This window comes from Actinomycetospora sp. 2LY8.5, assembly GCF_057180585.1.
Genome location: NZ_JBXUHE010000029.1, coordinates 39,120 through 56,665 on the forward strand (window position 1 = coordinate 39,120; position 17,546 = coordinate 56,665).

The window sequence follows — 17,546 nt, forward strand, 5'->3', positions numbered from 1 at the left end:
AGGCTCCTCGCGGCAGCCTCCATGCAGGCTGACCTGCTGAGACGTCGATCCAGGCGTCCAGCCGACCTCCCCTCTACCTCGAACAAGGCGCGCTACGCTCGACCTTGCGTGAACGATCGTTCCACAGCATCTACCGTCAAGTTGACAGTGACTATCAGTTTTCCCTAGCATCGGACGACCGCTCGGGCACCACGGCGCGGGCACCGCCGCCGGGCCTCCCGAGGACCCTGCAGGAGGAGTGAATGGGTTACCCGCTTCCGACTGGCACCGCCTTCAAGGGGCCGTTCCAGCCGATGCGCTTCGAGGCCACGGTCGACGAGTGCATCGTCAGCGAAGGAGAGATTCCGCAGGGCCTGGCGGGCGGCTTCTACCGCAACGGCCCGACCTGGAAGCGTCCACGGCTCCAGGGCACCGAGCCGGTTCTCGGCATGGACGGCATGGTGCAGGGCCTGGTCTTCGAGAACGGCCGCGCCGACTTCAAGAACCGCTGGATTCGCACACCGAAGTACGTGCTCGAGGAGAAGCACGGCCGCGCGATGTTCGAGCTGACCGATGGCGACTTCGGGGATTGGCGCGACTTCGGGTGGGGGCGGGTCAAGAACCGCAACTGCTACACAACCGGTGTACCTCAGGGCACGAACAACGTGAACACGTTCCCGTTCGCGGGCCAGATCGTCGCCGCGGGCGAGCAGGGCGGGCCCCCGATCGGCATCGATCCGATTTCGCTCGAGACCACCGGGGTCGTGCCCTGGTCGACGCAGCTCTCGTCCGGCATGCACGAGAAGGCGTGCTTCGGGGACGCCGCGTTCACGGCTCATCCGAAGTGGGACCACGAGACCGGGACCCTCTATGGCTGGGCCTACAAGGACACCCCGCCCTACGTCACGATGCACACCGTCTACCCCGACGGCGGGGTCGTGTCGCGCGAGATCGATGCACCGTACAACTCCAACGCGCATGACGTCTGGCTGACCCCGGAATGGATCGTCATGCCGTTCCAGCCGTTCGTCACCAGCCAGGACCGTATCGACAAAGGTCTGGGAGTCTTCGGATGGGAGCCCGATCTGCCGATCGTGCTCGCCCTCATCCCCCGTGACGACGTCGAGAAGCCGGTTCGGTACATCGAGACCGACATCCCTGCCGAGTACGTCATGCACACGATGTCGGCAAATGTTGACGGCGACACCCTGACGCTCGATGCGCCGATCTTCAATCGGCCTCCGTTCCCCTTCGAGCAGGACTTCGCTGAGGGTGACGACGTCGCACTCTTCTTCTCGATCGCGAAGAGCCATCTTGGCCGCTGGACGATCGACCTCACGACGGGTGCGTCCAAGACCGAGCAGCTGTCGGACCGGCCCTCGGAGCTCCCCAAGGTCGACGAGCGGTTCTACGGCAAGGGGTACCGCTGGGGATATCAAGTGGGCGGCGTCGTGAAGCGCGGCGGTATGTCCATGAACAGCCTGGTGGTCACCGATATGAAGTCGCTGATCGACACTGAGTACGTCATCCGTACCGACCAGCCGGCGGCGGTTCTCGAGGCGACGTTCGCGCCGCGTCACAAGGATTCGCCGGAGGGGGACGGTTACATCATCGTCCCGGTCTCGTGGTGGTCCGAGAAGCGTGGCGAGTTCCAGATCTTCGACACGCACGACATCACGCAAGGCCCGATCTGCCGAATTGATCTTCCGTTCGCCTTGGGCTGGACTCCCCACGGCCACTGGATGGACTTTCGCTGATCTGATCGCACGAACGGCCCCGCCGCCGGACCCGCCCACGCGCGTCCGGCGGCGGTCGTGACTCTGGGCCCGTACACCGACAGGGTTGCGTCCGCGGCCGGGAGGAACGACGAGTCGATGCACCGCTGCCGTGCCCGCTCCGGACTCGCGCAGAGTGCAGAACGTTCGACGGACCGACCACTGGCAAGGGTGGCGGAGGCCGGTCCGATCGGATCGACGACCCCGACAACCCGGCTCACAGTCGCGCCGCGCCTCGCGAGCCGCTCACGGGCGGGTGGCCGATGCACAGGCTGCCTTGCCTGCGGCTCCGCCCGGCACTCACCTCGCGCAAGAGCGAGCCGTCGGCCACAGGGCCGACGTGCGCGCCTCCTCGGCGCCGGGGCCGAGGGGCGATACGTCCCGGACAACGGGCGGCGCGCATGCCCGTGAGAGATGAACGCACGATAAGCGGAGTGGGGCGCACAGGTCGAACAGTCCATCTCGCTCCACGGCGCGACCGCACCTGGGCCCAGACAGCGGTGGATGAATCGCGGGACGGGTCAGTCCGAGTATAGTTCCTTGATCTCGTCCTGATACTTCTGCATGATCGGCCGGCGCTTCAACTTCGCCGTCGGCGTCAATTCGTCGCTGTCAGGAACCCAGACCGTGGGAAGGACGCGGAACTTCTTGACGCGTTCCGAGTTGTTGAGGCGCTGATTGCCCCGATCGACAGCACGGTCAATCTCGTCGAGGATCGCCGGGTGAACGGCCAGCTCGTCGAACCCGGCCTCGGGCACTCCGAGGCGACGCGCGTACTGCGGTGCCGCCTCGGGATCGAGTACGATGAGAGCTGCATTGTACTTGCGCCCGTCGCCGATGGCCACGATTTGGCCGATGAGCGAGCTCTCGCCTTTGATAGCCGACTCGATGTTGGCCGGCGACATGTTCTTGCCGGCGGAGCTGATCATCAGCTCCTTCTTCCGGTCGACGATCGACACGTAGCCGTCGTCGTCGATGGTCGCGATGTCGCCGGTGTGCAGCCACCCGTCGTCATCGAGCGCGGCCGCGGTCTTCTCGGGCTCCTTGCGATAGCCGACCATGTTCAGATCGGCCCGACACAGCAGCTCGCCGTCGTCCAGCAGCCTCACCTCGACACCCGGCAGGGGTCGTCCGGCTGTTCCCGACTTGAAGTGCTCGACGCGGTTGAAGATGTTCAATGAGCACTCGGTGGAGCCATAGGCCTCGAGGAGGGGCACGCCGACCGCTCGGAAGAACCGGATGACCTCGCCGGCGCACGGGGCTCCCCCCACGAAGGCCGCCTTGATGCGGTCGAGGCCGAGGCGCGCCACAAGTGGCCGCAACAAGCTGAGATTGGCGTCGAAGGTCTCGGCGAGCCGATCTGCGTCAGAGCGACGGACGTCGCTGCTGGCGTCTTCCGCCGCGACCTTGTGGAGGTTCGTCTCCAGCGCGTCGCGCAGGGAGGACGACCCAGCGGCTCGGTCGGCCTCGTCGATCAAGCCCTCGATCGCGACCTGGAACTTCTCCCACAACCTCGGGACGGAGAAGAACGCGTCCGGGTGCACTTCCCCGACGTGGGCGGGCACCTCCCTCATGTCCGAGCACGTCGTGATCGTCGCTCCATAACCGAGCGCCATGTAGTGCGAGGTGATGCGCCCGCCGGCATGAGCCATCGGGAGGAAGGACACGATGTTCTCGGTGGGCATCGGCAGAGCGGCGTCGAGGGCACGCTGTGCGGACATCACCGTGCGGTGCGACCACTGTGCGCCCTTCGGGGGGCCGGTCGTCCCGGAGGTGTAGATCATGGTCACGAGATCGTCGGCGGTGACGGCACGCCAGCGCGAATCGAGGTCGAATCCGGGGTCGGCCTCGCTCAGGACCTCGGCGAGCGTCTTGTGCCCGGACTCGTCGTCGACGACGACGATCTGCACGTTGCGCCCCTCCACCGCCGTCTCGACGGTCGCGGTGAACGTCGTCTGGGTGACGATGATGCGGGCGTCGGCGTTGTCGATCTGGTGGGCGATCTGCTCTGCCGACGACGAGTTGAAGATCGTGAAAGGCACTGCGCCCAGGTGAACCAGCGCGAAGTCGGCGAGGTGGAGATCAGGAATGTTCGGCAGCAACATGGCGACCGTGTCGCCGTGGGCGACCCCGAGCGCGGCGAATCCGCCGGCAATCTCCCGCATCCGGGCGTTCAACTCGCTCCACGTGTAGGAGACCTCCCCTCCGCGGGTGCGGAGTGCGATCCTCTCCGGAAATCGCGCGACGGTTCGTTGGAAGGCCTCGCAGACCGTGCCCGCCTCGAGCGGAGTTCCGCTGGCTTCTTCCGTCAGGGTGCGGGCGGCGATGCTCATACGATCCTCGTCGGTCGGAGTGCCATTGTCGTGAGTCGGAGAGCTGCGGTCGAGCCGCGGATCGGTGGCGTTCCGCGGCGTTCCTCGAACTCAGATCGAGCCGGTGGCTCTCCTCGTGCGTGACGTTCCCGGTGCCGGGCTCCGGCGGGATCGTCGAACGACTCTCGACACCGTCGTCGCGGAACTGTTCCGGTATCTGAGACGCTGAGGTTCAGAATACTGCGCCGCCGTCCGGTGCGCCAGACCACACAGCCGGCGATCTGGTCGACGATGCCAGTCAGCGGAGGCCATAGGTCGAAGAAATGATCTCGCGCTGGATCTCGTTGGTGCCCGCGTAGATGGTCGGCGGGATGGCGAGGCGCAGGTGATGCTCCATGCCGTACTCGGTGGCGTAGCCGTAGCCGCCCATGAGCTGGACCCCCTCCAAGGCCGTCGCCTTCGCGACCTCGGTCATCTTCACCTTCGCCATCGAAGTACGTCGGACCAGTTCCTGGGGGTCGTCGACAGCAGCATCGATCCGTCGCACCGTGTCGTAGGTCAGTGCACGGGCTGCTTCGATCTCGATCGCGAGATCGGCGATACGGTGTCGGACGGCCTGAAACGTGCCGATCGGCTTGCCGAACTGCTCGCGCTCGGTCAGATAACCCAGAAGGTCGTCGAAGGTCCGCCTCGCCATGCCCATGCCCTGCGCGGCCGCGACGATGCGCTCGCGGTTGAGGCCTGCCATGAGCTGCGCCCATGCGCGGCCCGGCTCACCGACCACGGCGTCCTCGCCGAGCTCGACGTCTGCGAGGTAGAGATCGTTGACCTCCCGGCCGCCCATGGTGCTGATGGGGTGGATGGCCAGGCCGGCGGCGTCGGCGGGGACGTCGAACATCGTCAGACCGGCGTGTGGCTTGCCCTCGACCCGCTCGGTCCGCGCCACCAGCAGGATCCGGTCGGCGAACTGGGCGTCCGAGCACCAGGTCTTCTGACCGTTGAGCACCCATCCGTTGTCGGTCGGCTGAGCGCGACAGGCGATGTTGGCGGCGTCAGAGCCGGCCTGCGGCTCCGAGATGCTGATCGACATGACTGACCCGGAGGCGATCGCGGCGAGCCGGGTCGACTTCTGCTGTTCCGACCCGCTGCGCTCGTAGATGCCCGCGACCGTGTGGGATGTGCCCGCGCCGTGCACCGGAGCCAGGCCGTACCAGAGCTCCTCGAAGAGCAGGGTCTGCTCGACGATGCCGCCGCCACTGCCTCCGTACTCCTCAGGGATCCCGATGCCCGCGTATCCGGCTTCTGCGAGTCGGGCGTACAGCTTCGGACTGTGGACCTCTCGGCCGCCGTCGGTGAGCTCCTCGCGCTGTTCGCGAGTGCCGACCTCACGCCGACTGAAGTCCCGCAGGGCCGCGACGAGCTCACGTTGCTCTGTGCTGAGCTCCATGAAGCGAGACCTCCGTATTTATGGGAGAGACTGTCTCAAATACTATGGAGGCTGGCTCCTCGGGCCGTCAATCTCCGGCGCCGACGAGGGGCGTCAGCCGTAGAGATGCTCGATCTCATCGGCATAGAGCTCGGCGATGGCCTTGCGCCGAAGCTTCATGCTCGGACTCAGCGCCGGGCCTCCCGGATGCCACTGGTCCACGAGGACCTGGTGCCGCTTGACCGTCTCCACCCGGGCCAGCCGAGCATTGGCCAGATCGACCGCCCGCCGGACCGCGTCGAGCACCGCCGGACTTGCCGCGAGCTCGTCCGGCGCGCTCGACTCGCCGGCGACGGCGGCAGCGACCTCCGGGTCGATCACGATCAGGGCGACGTTGAATCGCCGTCCATCACCCACCACACAGGCCTGGGCGATGATCGGGTCGGCCTCCTTGAGCTTGAACTCGATGTTGGCGGGCGACATGTTCTTGCCGAAGGCATTGATGATCAGCTCCTTCTTGCGATCCACGATCCGCAGGCGACCGTCGGACTCGAACGCGCCCACGTCACCGGTGTGCAACCAGCCGTCGGCGTCGAGGGTCTCTGCGGTGAGCTCAGGGCGATTGAGATAGCCCTCCATCACCCAGGGACTGCGCAGCAGGATCTCCCCGTCGTCCGCGAGCTGGATCTCGTTGCCCGGGCAGGGGTAGCCGACGGTCCCGATCCGCACGTCGCCGGGCCGGTTCATCGCCCCGAAAGCGACGCACTCACTCATGCCCCAGGCCTCGAGCATCGGCAAGCCGAGGGCGAGGAAGTAGCGCACGAGATGCGGAGGGACCGCCGCTGATCCGATCATGGCAAAGGCAACGTTGTCGAGACCGATCGACGCGAGCAGCGGCGCCAGGACGTCGGCACGGGCACGTTGCCATCGTTGGTTCATCCGCTCGGAGATCGGCTCGTCCGCCTGCGAGAGGTCGACCATCTCCAGACCGAGAGCCAGAGCGTCCCGTACCCGGCGCCCCCAGTCGTCCTCATCGTGCCGAGCGATCCGGGCCTCGAGCGCGGCCCCGAGCTTCTCGAACAGCCGAGGAGGCGCGCACAGATAGTGCGGGCGGGTGTCGACAAGGTAGCGCGGCACCTCACTGACGTCGGCGCAGCAGGAGACGGAGAAGCCGTAAGCCAGCGCTGGGTAGTAGCCGAAGATGCGGCCTCCCATGTGCGCGAAGGGCAGGAACGCCACGACGCGCGCTCCGTCCACGGTTCCGGCGATCTGGTCGAGCGCATCGAGGCACGCGAGGACGGCCCGGTGGCTCAGTACGACACCTTTGGGTCGACCCGTTGTCCCGGACGTGTAGCTCACCGTGACCGGGTGCTCCGGACCGATCGATTCGGCATGAACGTGCAGATCGAAGCGAGGGTCCGCACGCGCCTCGACCGCGGCCAGCGTCGTGTCGGCGGGCCCTCGAACGTGCCCCGTGGACACCAAGGTGCGCAGCCCAGGGGCTTCGGCGCGGGCCGCCACGAGTACGTCGAGGAAGACCGGCTCCGCGACGGCCACCTCCGCGCCGGCATCGGCCAGGATCCACGCGATCTCGTCCGCCGGGAGGGTGTTGTAGATCGAGGTCGGTACGACACCGAGATGGATCGCGGCGAGGTCGACGATGAAGAACTCGGTCGAGTTCGTCGTCATGATGGCGAGCCGGTCCCCCGCCCTCAGACCTAGCGCGTGCAGTCCGGCTGCCGCTCTGTGCACCCGCTCGGCGAGCGCCGCCCAGGTCAGCTCCGGCTCTCCGGAGCGCGTCCGCAGCGCAACCCGCTCGGGCACGCGTCGCACGTTCCATCGGAACGTCGCGACCAACGTCCTCAGCGTGGTGATGTCCAGCGGGAACCTCGGGCTCGAGTGGCCTGGAGCCGCCATGTCACTCCGTTCCGGTGGAAGGGCGCCCCGGCCACACCCTCACCGACCCGCGCACGGGCCGGAAGGCGCATCCCGCCCACGAACGGGGGCACGCAGCGATCGGCGACAACTCCTCGACAGAGCGATCGTTCACATCAATGACGTGCGACGGAGGCGCGTTGACAGCAGGTCTGAGCGGACCGTAGTATTTGACACTACTAGTTTCAATAAACGGTCGTCCACTGCCAACTGCTCGACCCGTCGACCGCGGCAGCGCGCCGCGCGAGGAAGGGGAGTCGATGATCGCTGGCGACGGAGCTGGCGTCGAGTGGACGGGGCAGGTCCACGATGCGCTCGTCGGCGGGCGCAGGGTGCGGTTTCTCGACACGGGCGCCGGGCCGGCGATCCTGCTCGTGCATGGCCTGGGCGGGTCCTGGCAGACGTGGTGGGAGAACATCCCGGCCCTCAGCCGGGAGCACCGCGTGATCGCGGTCGACCTGCCTGGCTTCGGCCGGTCCGAGTCCCTTCCGCCCGGCGGAGCCGCCGAGGACTATGTGGCGGTCCTCGCGGAGCTCGTCGAACGACGGGACACCGGCCCCGTTGTGGTGGTGGGCCATTCGCTCGGTGGCCTCGTGGCCACCATGTTCGCCGAGCAGCGCCCGGAGCTCAGTCGCGGCCTCGTCCTGGTCTCGGCCGGCAGCAGGGCCATCAGCCCCACACGACTCGCGATGATAGGTGTGGGCTTCGGAATCTTCGACGCGGTCGTCGGACGTACTCCGCTCCTCGACATCGTTGCGAACAACGCGCCCTTGAGGTGGCTCTTCCTGCGCGGGGCGGTGGTTCGCCCGGCGTCGCTGCGACCCGAGCTGGCGCGCGAGGTCGTTCCGGCCATGCATGCCCCCGGATTCGCGGCGGCCATCAGCTCCGCGAGTGAAGTCGTGCGCCGACGAGCGCCGGTTCGGGTCACATGCCCGATCGCCATGATCTGGGGACGAAACGATCGTCTGGTTCCTCTGAGCACCGCGCACGCCATGCGACGCTCGCTGCCGGACGCTCGCTTGGCCGTGCTCGACGACGTCGGGCACTGCGCGATGTTCGAGTGGCCTGATGCGTTCAACGACGAAGTGCTGGACTTCGTTGCCGACCTCGAGGACACCGGACCGTCGAACGACGGAGCCGTGGGCCCCAGGAGCTCCGACCGAAACCGTCCGGTGTCCTGGTACCCCCGAGCCCACCACGGCCTTCTCTTCGCGCTGCGTCGGGCGATGTCGCGTGGTGCGGGCCAGGTCTGGACCCGGCTCGCGGGCTCCGAGCCGCCGACACGACGGACGGAGCGGTCGCACGCGGATTCGCTCCACGGGCAGCATCAGGAGATCGCGTGAACGATCGACACGACGAGGACGCCCAGGAGGCGTGGTCGGAGCTCTCGGCCTGGGGAGCTGAGACCGAGCTCAACCCGCTCGACGCGATGATGTGGCGCACCGAGCGCCCTCCGTCGGACTCCTGGGCCGGCGTCGTCGTGATGGTTCTCGACAAGGCTCCGGACTGGGCTCGACTCTGGGCGGCGCACGAATGGGCCCTCAGAATGGTCCCCCGCTTCGGTGATCGCGTCGTCGAGCCACTCCTTCCGACGGGTCCCCCCGTCTGGTCACCCGATCACGCGTTCGACCTCGCTCACCATCTACGACGGGTCTCTCTCCCCGAGCCGGGCACCTTCGATCAGATGCTCGAGATGGCACAGAACCTGGCGGTCGTGCCCTTGGACCGCCGTCGTCCCCCGTGGCGGGGAGTGCTCGTCGAGGGTCTACCCGAGGGCCGGGCGGCTTACCTGCTCCAGGCCCACCACGTGCTGATGGACGGTGCCGGCGCGACCCAGCTCCTCGGTCGCCTCTTGAGCCGGACCCGCGAGCACCAGAGCGACAAGCCCTGGCCGGAGGTCTTCCCTCGTGACAGCTACACGGAGACCACCGCCGCCCTGCGCGGACTCAGGAACCAGGTGACAGCCCTTCCCGAGGCCCTGCGACACGCATCAGCGAGGACGTCGGAGGCGTTGCGCCACCCGGGCTCGGTCGCTGAGTACGTCCGGTCGCTGGTGCGGGTGGTGTCCCCTCCTCCACCCACCGCGAGCCCGATCCTCGCCGATGGGGGCGACCGTCGGAACTGGCGGTTCGAAGCGTTCGAGTGCCCGATCGCGGACCTGAAGAAGGCAGCCAAGACGGTCGGCGGCACGGTGAACGACGCCTTCGTGTGCGCGATCCTCGGCGGTCTCCGCTACTACCACCTGGGGCAGGCGATCGAGATCGACGACGTGCCGATCTCAATGCCCGTCTCGGTGCGGAACGCGGACGACCCGATGGGTGGGAGCCGGTTCACCGCCGCGTTCTATTCCGCGCCGTCGAGCGTGGCCGACCCGGCTCAGCGCATCCACACCATGCGCGAACGGGTGGAGCAGGTCCGCGGGGAACCCGCGCTGGACTTCATGAGCGCACTGACTCCCGCGTTGAATCTCGTTCCCGGAGGCATCGTCACCGCCACGCTGGGCGCGATGACGACCAGCGCTGCCCTGACGACGAGTTCGTGGCTCGGCGTGCCGGAGCCCGTCTACATCGCGGGCGCACAGTTCGAACGCATGTGGGTCTTCGGGCCGCTGCCGGGGACGACGATGTGCGCCTCGCTGTGCACCCATGTGGACACCGCGTGCATCGCCCTCAACCTCGATGCTTCCGTCTACACCGAACGGGACCTGCTGGTCGAGAGCATGCAGAGATCACTGGACGAGATCTTGGCACTGTCCACCACCAGCTAGGTCGGCTCACTACGCAGGAACGGACAGTATTGTGAACCTCAGCGTCCGAGAATAGGGTCTGGTCGACCGCTCGTCTCGCGCGCACCGCAGACATCCGGCGCACCGCAGCGGTCGCCCGGGCGTCGTCTCGCCACTCGAAGAACAGGTTGCGGAGGTCATCTCGTGGGTGTGCATGAAGGCAAGGTCGCGTTCATCTCGGGGCTCGCACGGGGCCAGGGCCGCTCGCACGCGGTCCGCCTGGCCGAGGAAGGCGCGGACATCATCGGGTTCGACATCTGTGCGGACGACCCGAACGTGGAGTACCCGCTCGCCACCCAGGCCGACCTCGACGAGACCGTGGCGCTGGTCGAGAAGGCCGGTCGCCGAGCCCATGCGGTCAGGGCTGACGTCCGCGACGGCGACGCCGTGAAGAAGGTTCTCGACGACGGTGTCGCCGAGTTCGGTCGGCTCGACTACGTGCTCGCGAACGCCGGTGTCATGCCGATCACCGGCGAGCAGCGCCTGCGTCAGGCGGCGTTCTCGACCGCGGTCGAGATCATGCTCATCGGAGTGGCCAACACAGTCTTTCCCGCGATCCCGCACCTCCAGGCCTCCGGCGGTGGTGCCATTCTCATCACGAGTTCCACCAACGGCATCGTCGGCGGCATCTCCGAGGGCAACCCCGGGGTCACGGGTTACGCCGCCGCCAAGCACGGGGTCGTGGGGGTGATGCGCACGCTCGCCAACACGCTGGCACCGCAGAACATCCGCGTGAACACGCTGCACCCGACCGGGGTCAACTCCCCGATGATCGCCAACGAGGCCTTCGGTCGCTACGTCGCCGAGCACCCGGAGATGGCTGAGAACCTCCAGAACCCGCTCACGGTGCCCAACGGTCTTCTCGACTGCTCGTACGTCACCGATCAGGTGATGCACCTGCTCTCCGACGCCGGACGCTTCATCACGGGTCAGACGGTCGTCTTCGACGCCGGGTTCACCAACTACCGCTGAGCGCCGGGGCGCCGCCTCCCGCGGGGCGGCCCCGTGCTGGAGCCACGAAAGGGTGTCAACGATGGACATCTCGACGGACACCAGGCCGCTCGGGGCCGCCCCCAACGCTTCGAACGACATCGAGGTTCGATGCCCGGCTGACGGTCGCCTGGTCGGGACCGTGCCCGAGACGGCGATCGAGGACGTCGGTAGCGTCGCGGGACGTCTTCGGGACGCCCAGCCCGCCTGGCATGCCTTGGGTCCCGGCGGACGCGCATGGTGGCTGCGAGCCTGGAGCGAGTGGATCCTCGAGCACCGGCAAGAACTCCTCGAGCTGGTCCAGCTGGAGGGCGGGAAGTCCTGGGGCGACGCCTCCATCGAGGCGTTGGCGTCCACGCAGGCGATCAAGTACGCGGCCGACAACGCGGCTGCGGCCCTGGCCGACGAGCATCCGCGTCCTTCTGGCCTGCCGAACGTCGTGAAGAAGCTCGAGGTGCGGCACCGCCCCTTCCCGCTGGTCGGAGTCATCTCGCCGTGGAATTACCCCCTGGCCATGCCCATGCTCGACGTGCCCTTCGCGCTGATGGCCGGCTGCGCGGTGTTGAGCAAGCCATCGGAGGTCACTCCGCTGGCGTGGACCGAAGCGGTCCGCGGATGGCGAGAGATCGGCGCACCTCCTGTCCTCGAGGCGGTGTCGGGGCGTGGCGGGGTCGGTGCGGCCGTGGTTGACGTCGTCGACATGATCCAGTTCACCGGGTCCACGCGCACCGGTCGTCAGGTCGCGAGCCGGGCAGCGGAACGGTTGATCCCGTACAGCCTCGAACTCGGCGGCAAAGACGCGATGATCGTGCTCAGCGACGCTGATCTCGAACGCGCCGCGAACGGGGCCGTGTGGGGTGGGCTGTTCAACGCCGGCCAGTCCTGCACGGCGATCGAGCGAATCTATGTCGAGGCGCCGGTCCGGGAGCAGTTCGTCCGGCTCGTCACCGCCAAGGTCGGCGAGCTTCGTCGGGGAATGGATCCGCCCGGCGAGTTCACATCCGAGGTGGGAGCGCTGGCGACCGAGGCGCAGCTCGAGATCGTGGAGCGGCATGTCCACGACGCCCGGGGCAGAGGCGCGTCCATCGTCACGGGGGGCGAGCGCGGAGCCGCCGGCCTGCTCTACGAACCCACTGTCCTCGTGGACGTCGACCACTCGATGTCGGTCATGCGCGAGGAGACGTTCGGTCCCCTGCTGCCGATCATGGCGGTGTCCGACGAGGACGAGGCCGTCGAGCTCGCCAACGATTCCCCGTACGGGCTCTCGGCGAGCGTGTGGACCGCCGACCACCGTCGAGCGACGAGCGTTGCAGATCGGCTCCAGGTCGGCGCCGTGAACATCAACAACTGCATGCTCAACGTGTTCCAGTTCCCTGTGCCCCACTCGGGCTGGAACGACTCGGGTGTCGGGGCTCGCTTCGGGGGCGCCAAAGGCTTCCTCAAGTACTGCCGTGATCAGGCGCTGGTGTCCGAACGGGTCGAGGCGAGCACCGAGTTGCACTGGTACCCGTACACCGCCCGTGTGGGGCGCATCTCCGCAGCCATGGTCCGCATGCTTGCGCCTCGCAACCGCCGGCGCCGGTCTGCTCCTCCGTGGTGACCTTCGAGGAGCGAGCCAACGAGAGAATCCCGACCCTGACCGAGGAGGCGCAGTGGCCACGTCGATCGTCGAGCACCGTTCCGACCCTTCAGGAACTCGCGCCCCGTCGGCGTGGCGACGCGTCCCCGCCGAGAGCGGGCTGTGGGTTCTCCTTTTCGGCGACCTGCTCCAGTTCGGCTTGTTCTTCGGCGCCTTCGCCTACTCCCGGTCGCTCCACCTCGCAGAGTTCGAGCAGGCTCGCCTCGCGCTCAGCCTCCCGCAGGGCACTTTCGGGACGCTCCTCCTGCTGACCGGGTCACTATTCGTCGCCCGCGCCGTGATCGGCGTCCGCGATCGAAGTCCGCACCTCAACCCGTCGGCCTGCTTGACGCTCGCGATCGCCTGTGGTGTGGCCTTCGTGGTCAACAAGGCGGTCGAGTACGCACGCGTGATCGGTGAAGGGTACACGATCAGCTCCGGTGAGTTCTTCCTGTACTACTTCGCCTTCACCGCGATCCACCTGACGCACGTCCTGATCGGTTTGGGCTTCCTCGTGGTAGCGAGAATGCTGGTCAACCGAGCAGGGCCGCTCGACGCGCGCGGTTCGGCCACGGTCGAGGGTATCGGCCTGTTCTGGCACCTCGTCGATCTGCTCTGGGTCGTTCTCTTCGCGTTGCTCTACCTCATGTAAGGAGGACAGTGTCGTGGACTCGACAAGCACCGACCAGAGCCTGCGCCGTCTCGTCGCGGTCTGGGCGGTCCTGGCGGCGCTCACCGTCGCGCAGAGCGTGCTGGCCTACGCTCTCGCGCCCGACACGCGCGCGGGCCTCCCCGGCGAGTTGGGAGCGCTGGCTGTCGTCGCTGTCGCGTTCGTCAAGGTCCATCTGATCACCGAGAACTTCATGGAGACTCGACGGGCCCCTCGGACGCTTCGGCTGACGATGACCGGATGGGTCGTCGCGACATGGCTGGGGATCTCCGCCCTGACGATCACCCCGACCGTGTAGCGCCCGGACCCGTGCAGCCGTCGGCGGTCGACGGCAACCGCGGTCAGAGGAGGAGGAATCGATGAACGCCACCGGCCAGCGTCTCTGCGCGTGGTGCGGACCCCTGTGCGCATCCACATGGCTACTGGGCTTCTGGGTCTTCGCCGGCTTCGTGCCACCACCGGCTCCGACGGACGGGCCGTTGGAGATCGCTGCTCGCTATGCCGAGAACGCCGACTCCATCCGGTTCGGCATGATCCTGCTGATGATCGGCGGGGCGATCTACGGTCCGTGGGCCGCGGTCATCTCGGTGCAGCTCAAGCGCCTTGAAGGCCGATACTCCCCGATGGCCTACACCCAGCTGGCACTCGGTGCCGTCTTCGTCCTGGTGTTCATCATCCCGGTGATGATCTGGCAGACCGCAGCGTTCCGTCCCGAACGGGACCCCGAGCTCACGCAGATGCTGAACGACCTCGGCTGGATCACGTTCCTCGCCCCGGTTGCCACGATCTTCGTGCAGGGTGCAGCCATCACGTTCGCGATCCTGCGCGATCGACGAGAGGATCCTCTCTTCCCCCGCTGGTTCGGTTGGTTCAATCTCTGGGCGATGGTCGACTTCCAGGCGGGCGCCCTGATCCCATACTTCAAGACCGGGCCCTTCGCCTGGAACGGGTTGTTCAGCTGGTGGATGCCCCTCGCCGTCTTCACGATCTGGATGCTGCTCATGTCGTACTTCCTGCTCCGGGCCATCGCCCGGCAGGAGCGCGAGCAGCTCCCCGATGCGCCAGGACCGCCCGAGTCGGGGCAGACAGCCACCGCTGGGGGTGTCCGTACCGCAGGCGCAGCGCCGGCCGCGGTGAGCTGAGCGCTCGTGCCGCCGCCATCCAGCGATCCCGCGGACCCGCCGGGTCCACTTCAGGTCCGGGAAGCAGCCACCGGTGTCACAGAGATCGTTCTCAGTCGACCGCAGAGCCGGAACCGGTTCGACGCGGCGATGCATGACGCGGTCATCGAGGCGCTGCGCGACGTCGGTGGCGATCCCGCGACCCGGGCCGTGGTGCTGTCATCGACCGGCACCGCATTCTCCGCCGGCGGGGATTTCGAGCTCATGGAACGCGCGCACGCCGACGATGCCGTGCGACGAGCCTTGGTCGATGACGCGCGCGGTCTTCTCGACGCTCTCCTGTCGATACCTCAACCGATCGTGGCGGCCGTCCAGGGTCCGGCAATCGGCCTCGGGGCGACGGTCGTTCTGTGTTGTGATGCCGTCGTCGCCGCACGACGGGCGGTGCTCGCCGATACTCACGTCTGCATCGGCCTCGTCGCCGGTGACGGTGGATGCCTCGTCTGGCCGTCGACCGCGGGCATGCTCCGGGCCCGACGCCACCTCCTGACCGGTGATCCTCTCGATGCTCAGACCGCTCTCGCTCTCGGCATGGTCACCGACCTCGTCGACACGCCCGAGGAAGCCGCTCCGGTGGCCCGGGCCCTCGCCGAGCGCATTGCCGGGCTGCCGCCTCTCGCGGTGCAGGGCACGAAACGCTCGCTCAACCGCGTCACCGCACAGCGAGCCGGCGAGGTAGTGGAGCTCGCACTCGCCCACGAGGAGCGGACGCTGGCCTCCGACGACCTGCTCGAGGCCATCACGGCCTTCCGCGAGAAACGTCCAGGAACGTTCCGAGGACGGTGACTCGGGCCGGTCTCGCCCCGAGGGCCGGTCGCCGGGGAGGAACCTCAGCGACCGACCCTCGGTTCGGGAGGTCAGCCGGCCGGGGAAGTGACGCTCGAGGGCTCGAAGTGATAGTCGCTAGGCTCGACCTCGAAAGTTCTTGCCCAGTAGTCCGTGTAGCGCCACGGGCTGCTGACCACGACGCGGCCCTTGTCGTTGCGGAAGTACGTCGTCATGCCCGGGTGTGACCAGATCTTTCGACTGAGAGCCTCGTCGAGCTCCGCGTTGTAGGCGTCGAAGGCCTCGAGCGTCACCTCGACCGCGTTGACCTCGGGGTCCATCAGCCACCGCAGAAGCTGCATGATGTAGCGCGTCTGGAACTCGGTCGCGATGATCGCGCTACCGCCGTGTCCGGCGAACGTGTTCGGCCCGTTGAGCATGAAGAAGTTCGGGAAGTCGGGAACGGTGATGCCCAGGTGGGCCCGCGCATCGTCCGGCCCCCATGCCTCGCGCAACGTGCGCCCGGATCGCCCGCGGATCTCCATCGGCCACAGGAATTGAAGGATCTTGAAACCGGTGGCGAAGACGACGACGTCGGCCGGGAACTCCTGCCCGGAGTGGGTGACCACGCTGTGCGGCCGGAGCTCGGCCACACCTTCGGTGACAAGATCGACATCGTCGCGGGTCATGGTCCGATACCAGCCGTTGTCCACGAGCGGGCGCTTGCCGTATGGCGGGTATTCGGGCACGCACTTCTCGATGAGATCCGCTCGATGGTCGAGTTCCTCCTCCATGTAGCGGGTGAGGAACTTCCGGTGGGACTCGTTCGTCCGGTTGATGGAGCGGTCCTGGTGCGGCCAGTCAGGATCGATCTCGAGCGCGGGGTGGAGGCGGTCCCCGAAGTTCCAGAAAAGTCGCAGTCGGTACCAGCGCGCATAGAACGGGACCTCGGCCATGAGGAGCTTGACCGCCTCCGGCACGTTCCGCTGGTAGTTGGGGTGCGGCAGCGCCCACTGCTTCTGCCGCTGGAAGACGGTCACGTGCTCCGCCGACTCGACGATGCTGGGAACGAGTTGCATCGAGCTGGCGCCGGTGCCGACCACGGCGACCCGCTTCCCCCGCAGATCGACCTGGTCGTCCCATCGGGCCGTGTGCATCGTCGGCCCCTCGAAGGAATCGAGGCCGGGGACCTCGGGGATCATCGGGCGGTTGACCTGCCCGACGGCGCTGATCACCGCCTGGGCGGTGATGGTCTCCTGGCGTCCGTCGCGAATGATCTCCACCGACCAGTCACCGGCGCCCTGGTCGTAGACGGCTTTCGAGACCTCAGTACGGAACCGGATGTTCTTCCGGACGTCGTACTTGTCCGCGAGCCGTTCGAGGTACTCGGCGACCTGAGGACGGAGCGCGAAGTAGCGGTCCCACTCGATGTTCATGTCGAACGAGAACGAGTAGAAGTGGCTGGGCGTGTCGACCCCGCACCCGGGATAGTTGTTCTCCCACCACGTTCCGCCGAGGTTGTCGTCCTTCTCGATGATCTCGTAGGAGATGCCGGCGCCCTGCAGCTTGATGGCCGCACAGAGCCCCGACATCCCGGACCCGATGACGACGACGTGGAAGGCGTCGGACGGGGGCGGTTCCGGCATCGGCACGTCGCGGCTGACCAGGCCCAGCTCCTCGGACAGCACAGGGCCGTACTCGGAAGGGACCTCCTCGCCGAGCGCCGCCTGGAGCATGTTCGCGACCTGATCGGGCGTCAGTTCGGCCGGGGTCAGCTCCCCGCGGCGGTAGGCGCGGACCGCCTCCATGACCGCCTCGCGGACCTCGCGCTGCCGATCGGGACAGAGACCCGCCGAGTCGTTGTCATCGATCTGCTTGCCGACCTTGGGCCGGTAGGGCTCGTCGAGCCAGCTCTCGTCACCGGTCAGGTGCGCGAGAACGAGGAGCAACGACGGGAGGTTGCCCTCGGGGAGCGCCGCCTCGATCTCCTCGTCGGTCGCCGGCTGGCGGGGTGGGGGGGCGGTCGGAACGGACATCAAGGGTCCCTTCGATGTGCGGTCGGCTCCGCAGTGCGGCGCCACGGCGAGCTCGTCGGCCGCACTCACCGACA

The 17,546-nt window shown here is 67.4% G+C and carries 13 protein-coding genes; 9 read left to right on the top strand and 4 right to left on the bottom strand.

The window, feature by feature from the left end:
* Positions 1–242: 242 nt before the first annotated feature.
* Positions 243–1,736 (top strand): carotenoid oxygenase family protein, encoded by a 1,494-nt coding sequence (locus AC2A1K_RS25085; RefSeq protein WP_483899065.1) that lies wholly within the window; start codon positions 243–245, stop codon positions 1,734–1,736.
* A 539-nt stretch (positions 1,737–2,275) separates the two neighbouring features.
* Here AC2A1K_RS25085 and AC2A1K_RS25090 read toward each other — a convergent pair.
* The 3 genes from AC2A1K_RS25090 to AC2A1K_RS25100 form a co-directional block, all read right to left on the bottom strand.
* The gene (locus tag AC2A1K_RS25090; RefSeq protein ID WP_483899066.1) at positions 2,276–4,087 is read right to left on the bottom strand and encodes an AMP-dependent synthetase/ligase; all 1,812 of its coding nucleotides are present in this window, start codon (positions 4,085–4,087) and stop codon (positions 2,276–2,278) included.
* A gap of 277 nt (positions 4,088–4,364) precedes the next feature.
* A complete protein-coding gene (locus AC2A1K_RS25095) occupies positions 4,365–5,513 on the bottom strand; it encodes an acyl-CoA dehydrogenase family protein (RefSeq protein ID WP_483899067.1) in 1,149 nt (382 codons plus the stop codon).
* 93 nt (positions 5,514–5,606) lie between these two features.
* Positions 5,607–7,349: an AMP-dependent synthetase/ligase gene (locus tag AC2A1K_RS25100; RefSeq protein WP_483899068.1), complete on the bottom strand. Its 1,743-nt coding sequence runs from the start codon at positions 7,347–7,349 to the stop codon at positions 5,607–5,609.
* A 338-nt stretch (positions 7,350–7,687) separates the two neighbouring features.
* On the opposite strand from AC2A1K_RS25100, the gene AC2A1K_RS25105 reads away from it, so the two are divergent.
* The 8 genes from AC2A1K_RS25105 to AC2A1K_RS25140 all read left to right on the top strand — a co-directional run bounded on the left by AC2A1K_RS25105 (position 7,688) and on the right by AC2A1K_RS25140 (position 15,457).
* Positions 7,688–8,770, top strand: coding sequence for an alpha/beta fold hydrolase (locus AC2A1K_RS25105; protein WP_483899069.1), 1,083 nt, complete (start codon positions 7,688–7,690; stop codon positions 8,768–8,770).
* Entirely contained in the window at positions 8,767–10,194 is a 1,428-nt protein-coding gene (locus AC2A1K_RS25110) for a wax ester/triacylglycerol synthase domain-containing protein (protein WP_483899070.1), read from the top strand. Before AC2A1K_RS25105 ends, AC2A1K_RS25110 begins: the two co-directional genes overlap by 4 nt.
* A 162-nt stretch (positions 10,195–10,356) precedes the next feature.
* Positions 10,357–11,184 carry a mycofactocin-coupled SDR family oxidoreductase gene (locus tag AC2A1K_RS25115; RefSeq protein ID WP_483899071.1) on the top strand — a complete coding sequence of 276 codons (828 nt, stop codon included), beginning with the start codon at positions 10,357–10,359 and terminating at the stop codon, positions 11,182–11,184.
* A gap of 61 nt (positions 11,185–11,245) precedes the next feature.
* The gene (locus AC2A1K_RS25120) at positions 11,246–12,802 is read left to right on the top strand and encodes an aldehyde dehydrogenase family protein (protein WP_483899072.1); all 1,557 of its coding nucleotides are present in this window, start codon (positions 11,246–11,248) and stop codon (positions 12,800–12,802) included.
* Between the two features lie 52 nt (positions 12,803–12,854).
* On the top strand, positions 12,855–13,472 hold the full coding sequence (locus tag AC2A1K_RS25125) for a cytochrome c oxidase subunit 3 (RefSeq protein ID WP_483899073.1): 618 nt from the start codon (positions 12,855–12,857) through the stop codon (positions 13,470–13,472).
* A 13-nt stretch (positions 13,473–13,485) separates the two neighbouring features.
* The gene (locus AC2A1K_RS25130) at positions 13,486–13,788 is read left to right on the top strand and encodes a cytochrome C oxidase subunit IV family protein (protein ID WP_483899074.1); all 303 of its coding nucleotides are present in this window, start codon (positions 13,486–13,488) and stop codon (positions 13,786–13,788) included.
* 61 nt (positions 13,789–13,849) lie between these two features.
* Positions 13,850–14,632 carry an Asp23/Gls24 family envelope stress response protein gene (locus tag AC2A1K_RS25135; protein ID WP_483899075.1) on the top strand — a complete coding sequence of 261 codons (783 nt, stop codon included), beginning with the start codon at positions 13,850–13,852 and terminating at the stop codon, positions 14,630–14,632.
* A gap of 6 nt (positions 14,633–14,638) precedes the next feature.
* A complete protein-coding gene (locus AC2A1K_RS25140) occupies positions 14,639–15,457 on the top strand; it encodes an enoyl-CoA hydratase/isomerase family protein (protein ID WP_483899076.1) in 819 nt (272 codons plus the stop codon).
* Between the two features lie 71 nt (positions 15,458–15,528).
* Here the strand turns inward: AC2A1K_RS25140 and AC2A1K_RS25145 are convergent, their stop codons facing one another.
* Positions 15,529–17,472: a flavin-containing monooxygenase gene (locus AC2A1K_RS25145; protein WP_483899077.1), complete on the bottom strand. Its 1,944-nt coding sequence runs from the start codon at positions 17,470–17,472 to the stop codon at positions 15,529–15,531.
* Positions 17,473–17,546 lie beyond the last annotated feature (74 nt).

Bases quoted from the DNA above. Each gene is read 5' to 3' on its own strand.
- AC2A1K_RS25085 (WP_483899065.1), top strand. From the start codon at position 243: ATGGGTTACCCGCTTCCGACTGGCACCGCCTTCAAGGGGCCGTTCCAG.
- AC2A1K_RS25090 (WP_483899066.1), bottom strand. From the start codon at position 4,087: ATGAGCATCGCCGCCCGCACCCTGACGGAAGAAGCCAGCGGAACTCCG.
- AC2A1K_RS25095 (WP_483899067.1), bottom strand. From the start codon at position 5,513: ATGGAGCTCAGCACAGAGCAACGTGAGCTCGTCGCGGCCCTGCGGGAC.
- AC2A1K_RS25105 (WP_483899069.1), top strand. From the start codon at position 7,688: ATGATCGCTGGCGACGGAGCTGGCGTCGAGTGGACGGGGCAGGTCCAC.
- AC2A1K_RS25120 (WP_483899072.1), top strand. From the start codon at position 11,246: ATGGACATCTCGACGGACACCAGGCCGCTCGGGGCCGCCCCCAACGCT.
- AC2A1K_RS25135 (WP_483899075.1), top strand. From the start codon at position 13,850: ATGAACGCCACCGGCCAGCGTCTCTGCGCGTGGTGCGGACCCCTGTGC.
- AC2A1K_RS25145 (WP_483899077.1), bottom strand. From the start codon at position 17,472: ATGTCCGTTCCGACCGCCCCCCCACCCCGCCAGCCGGCGACCGACGAG.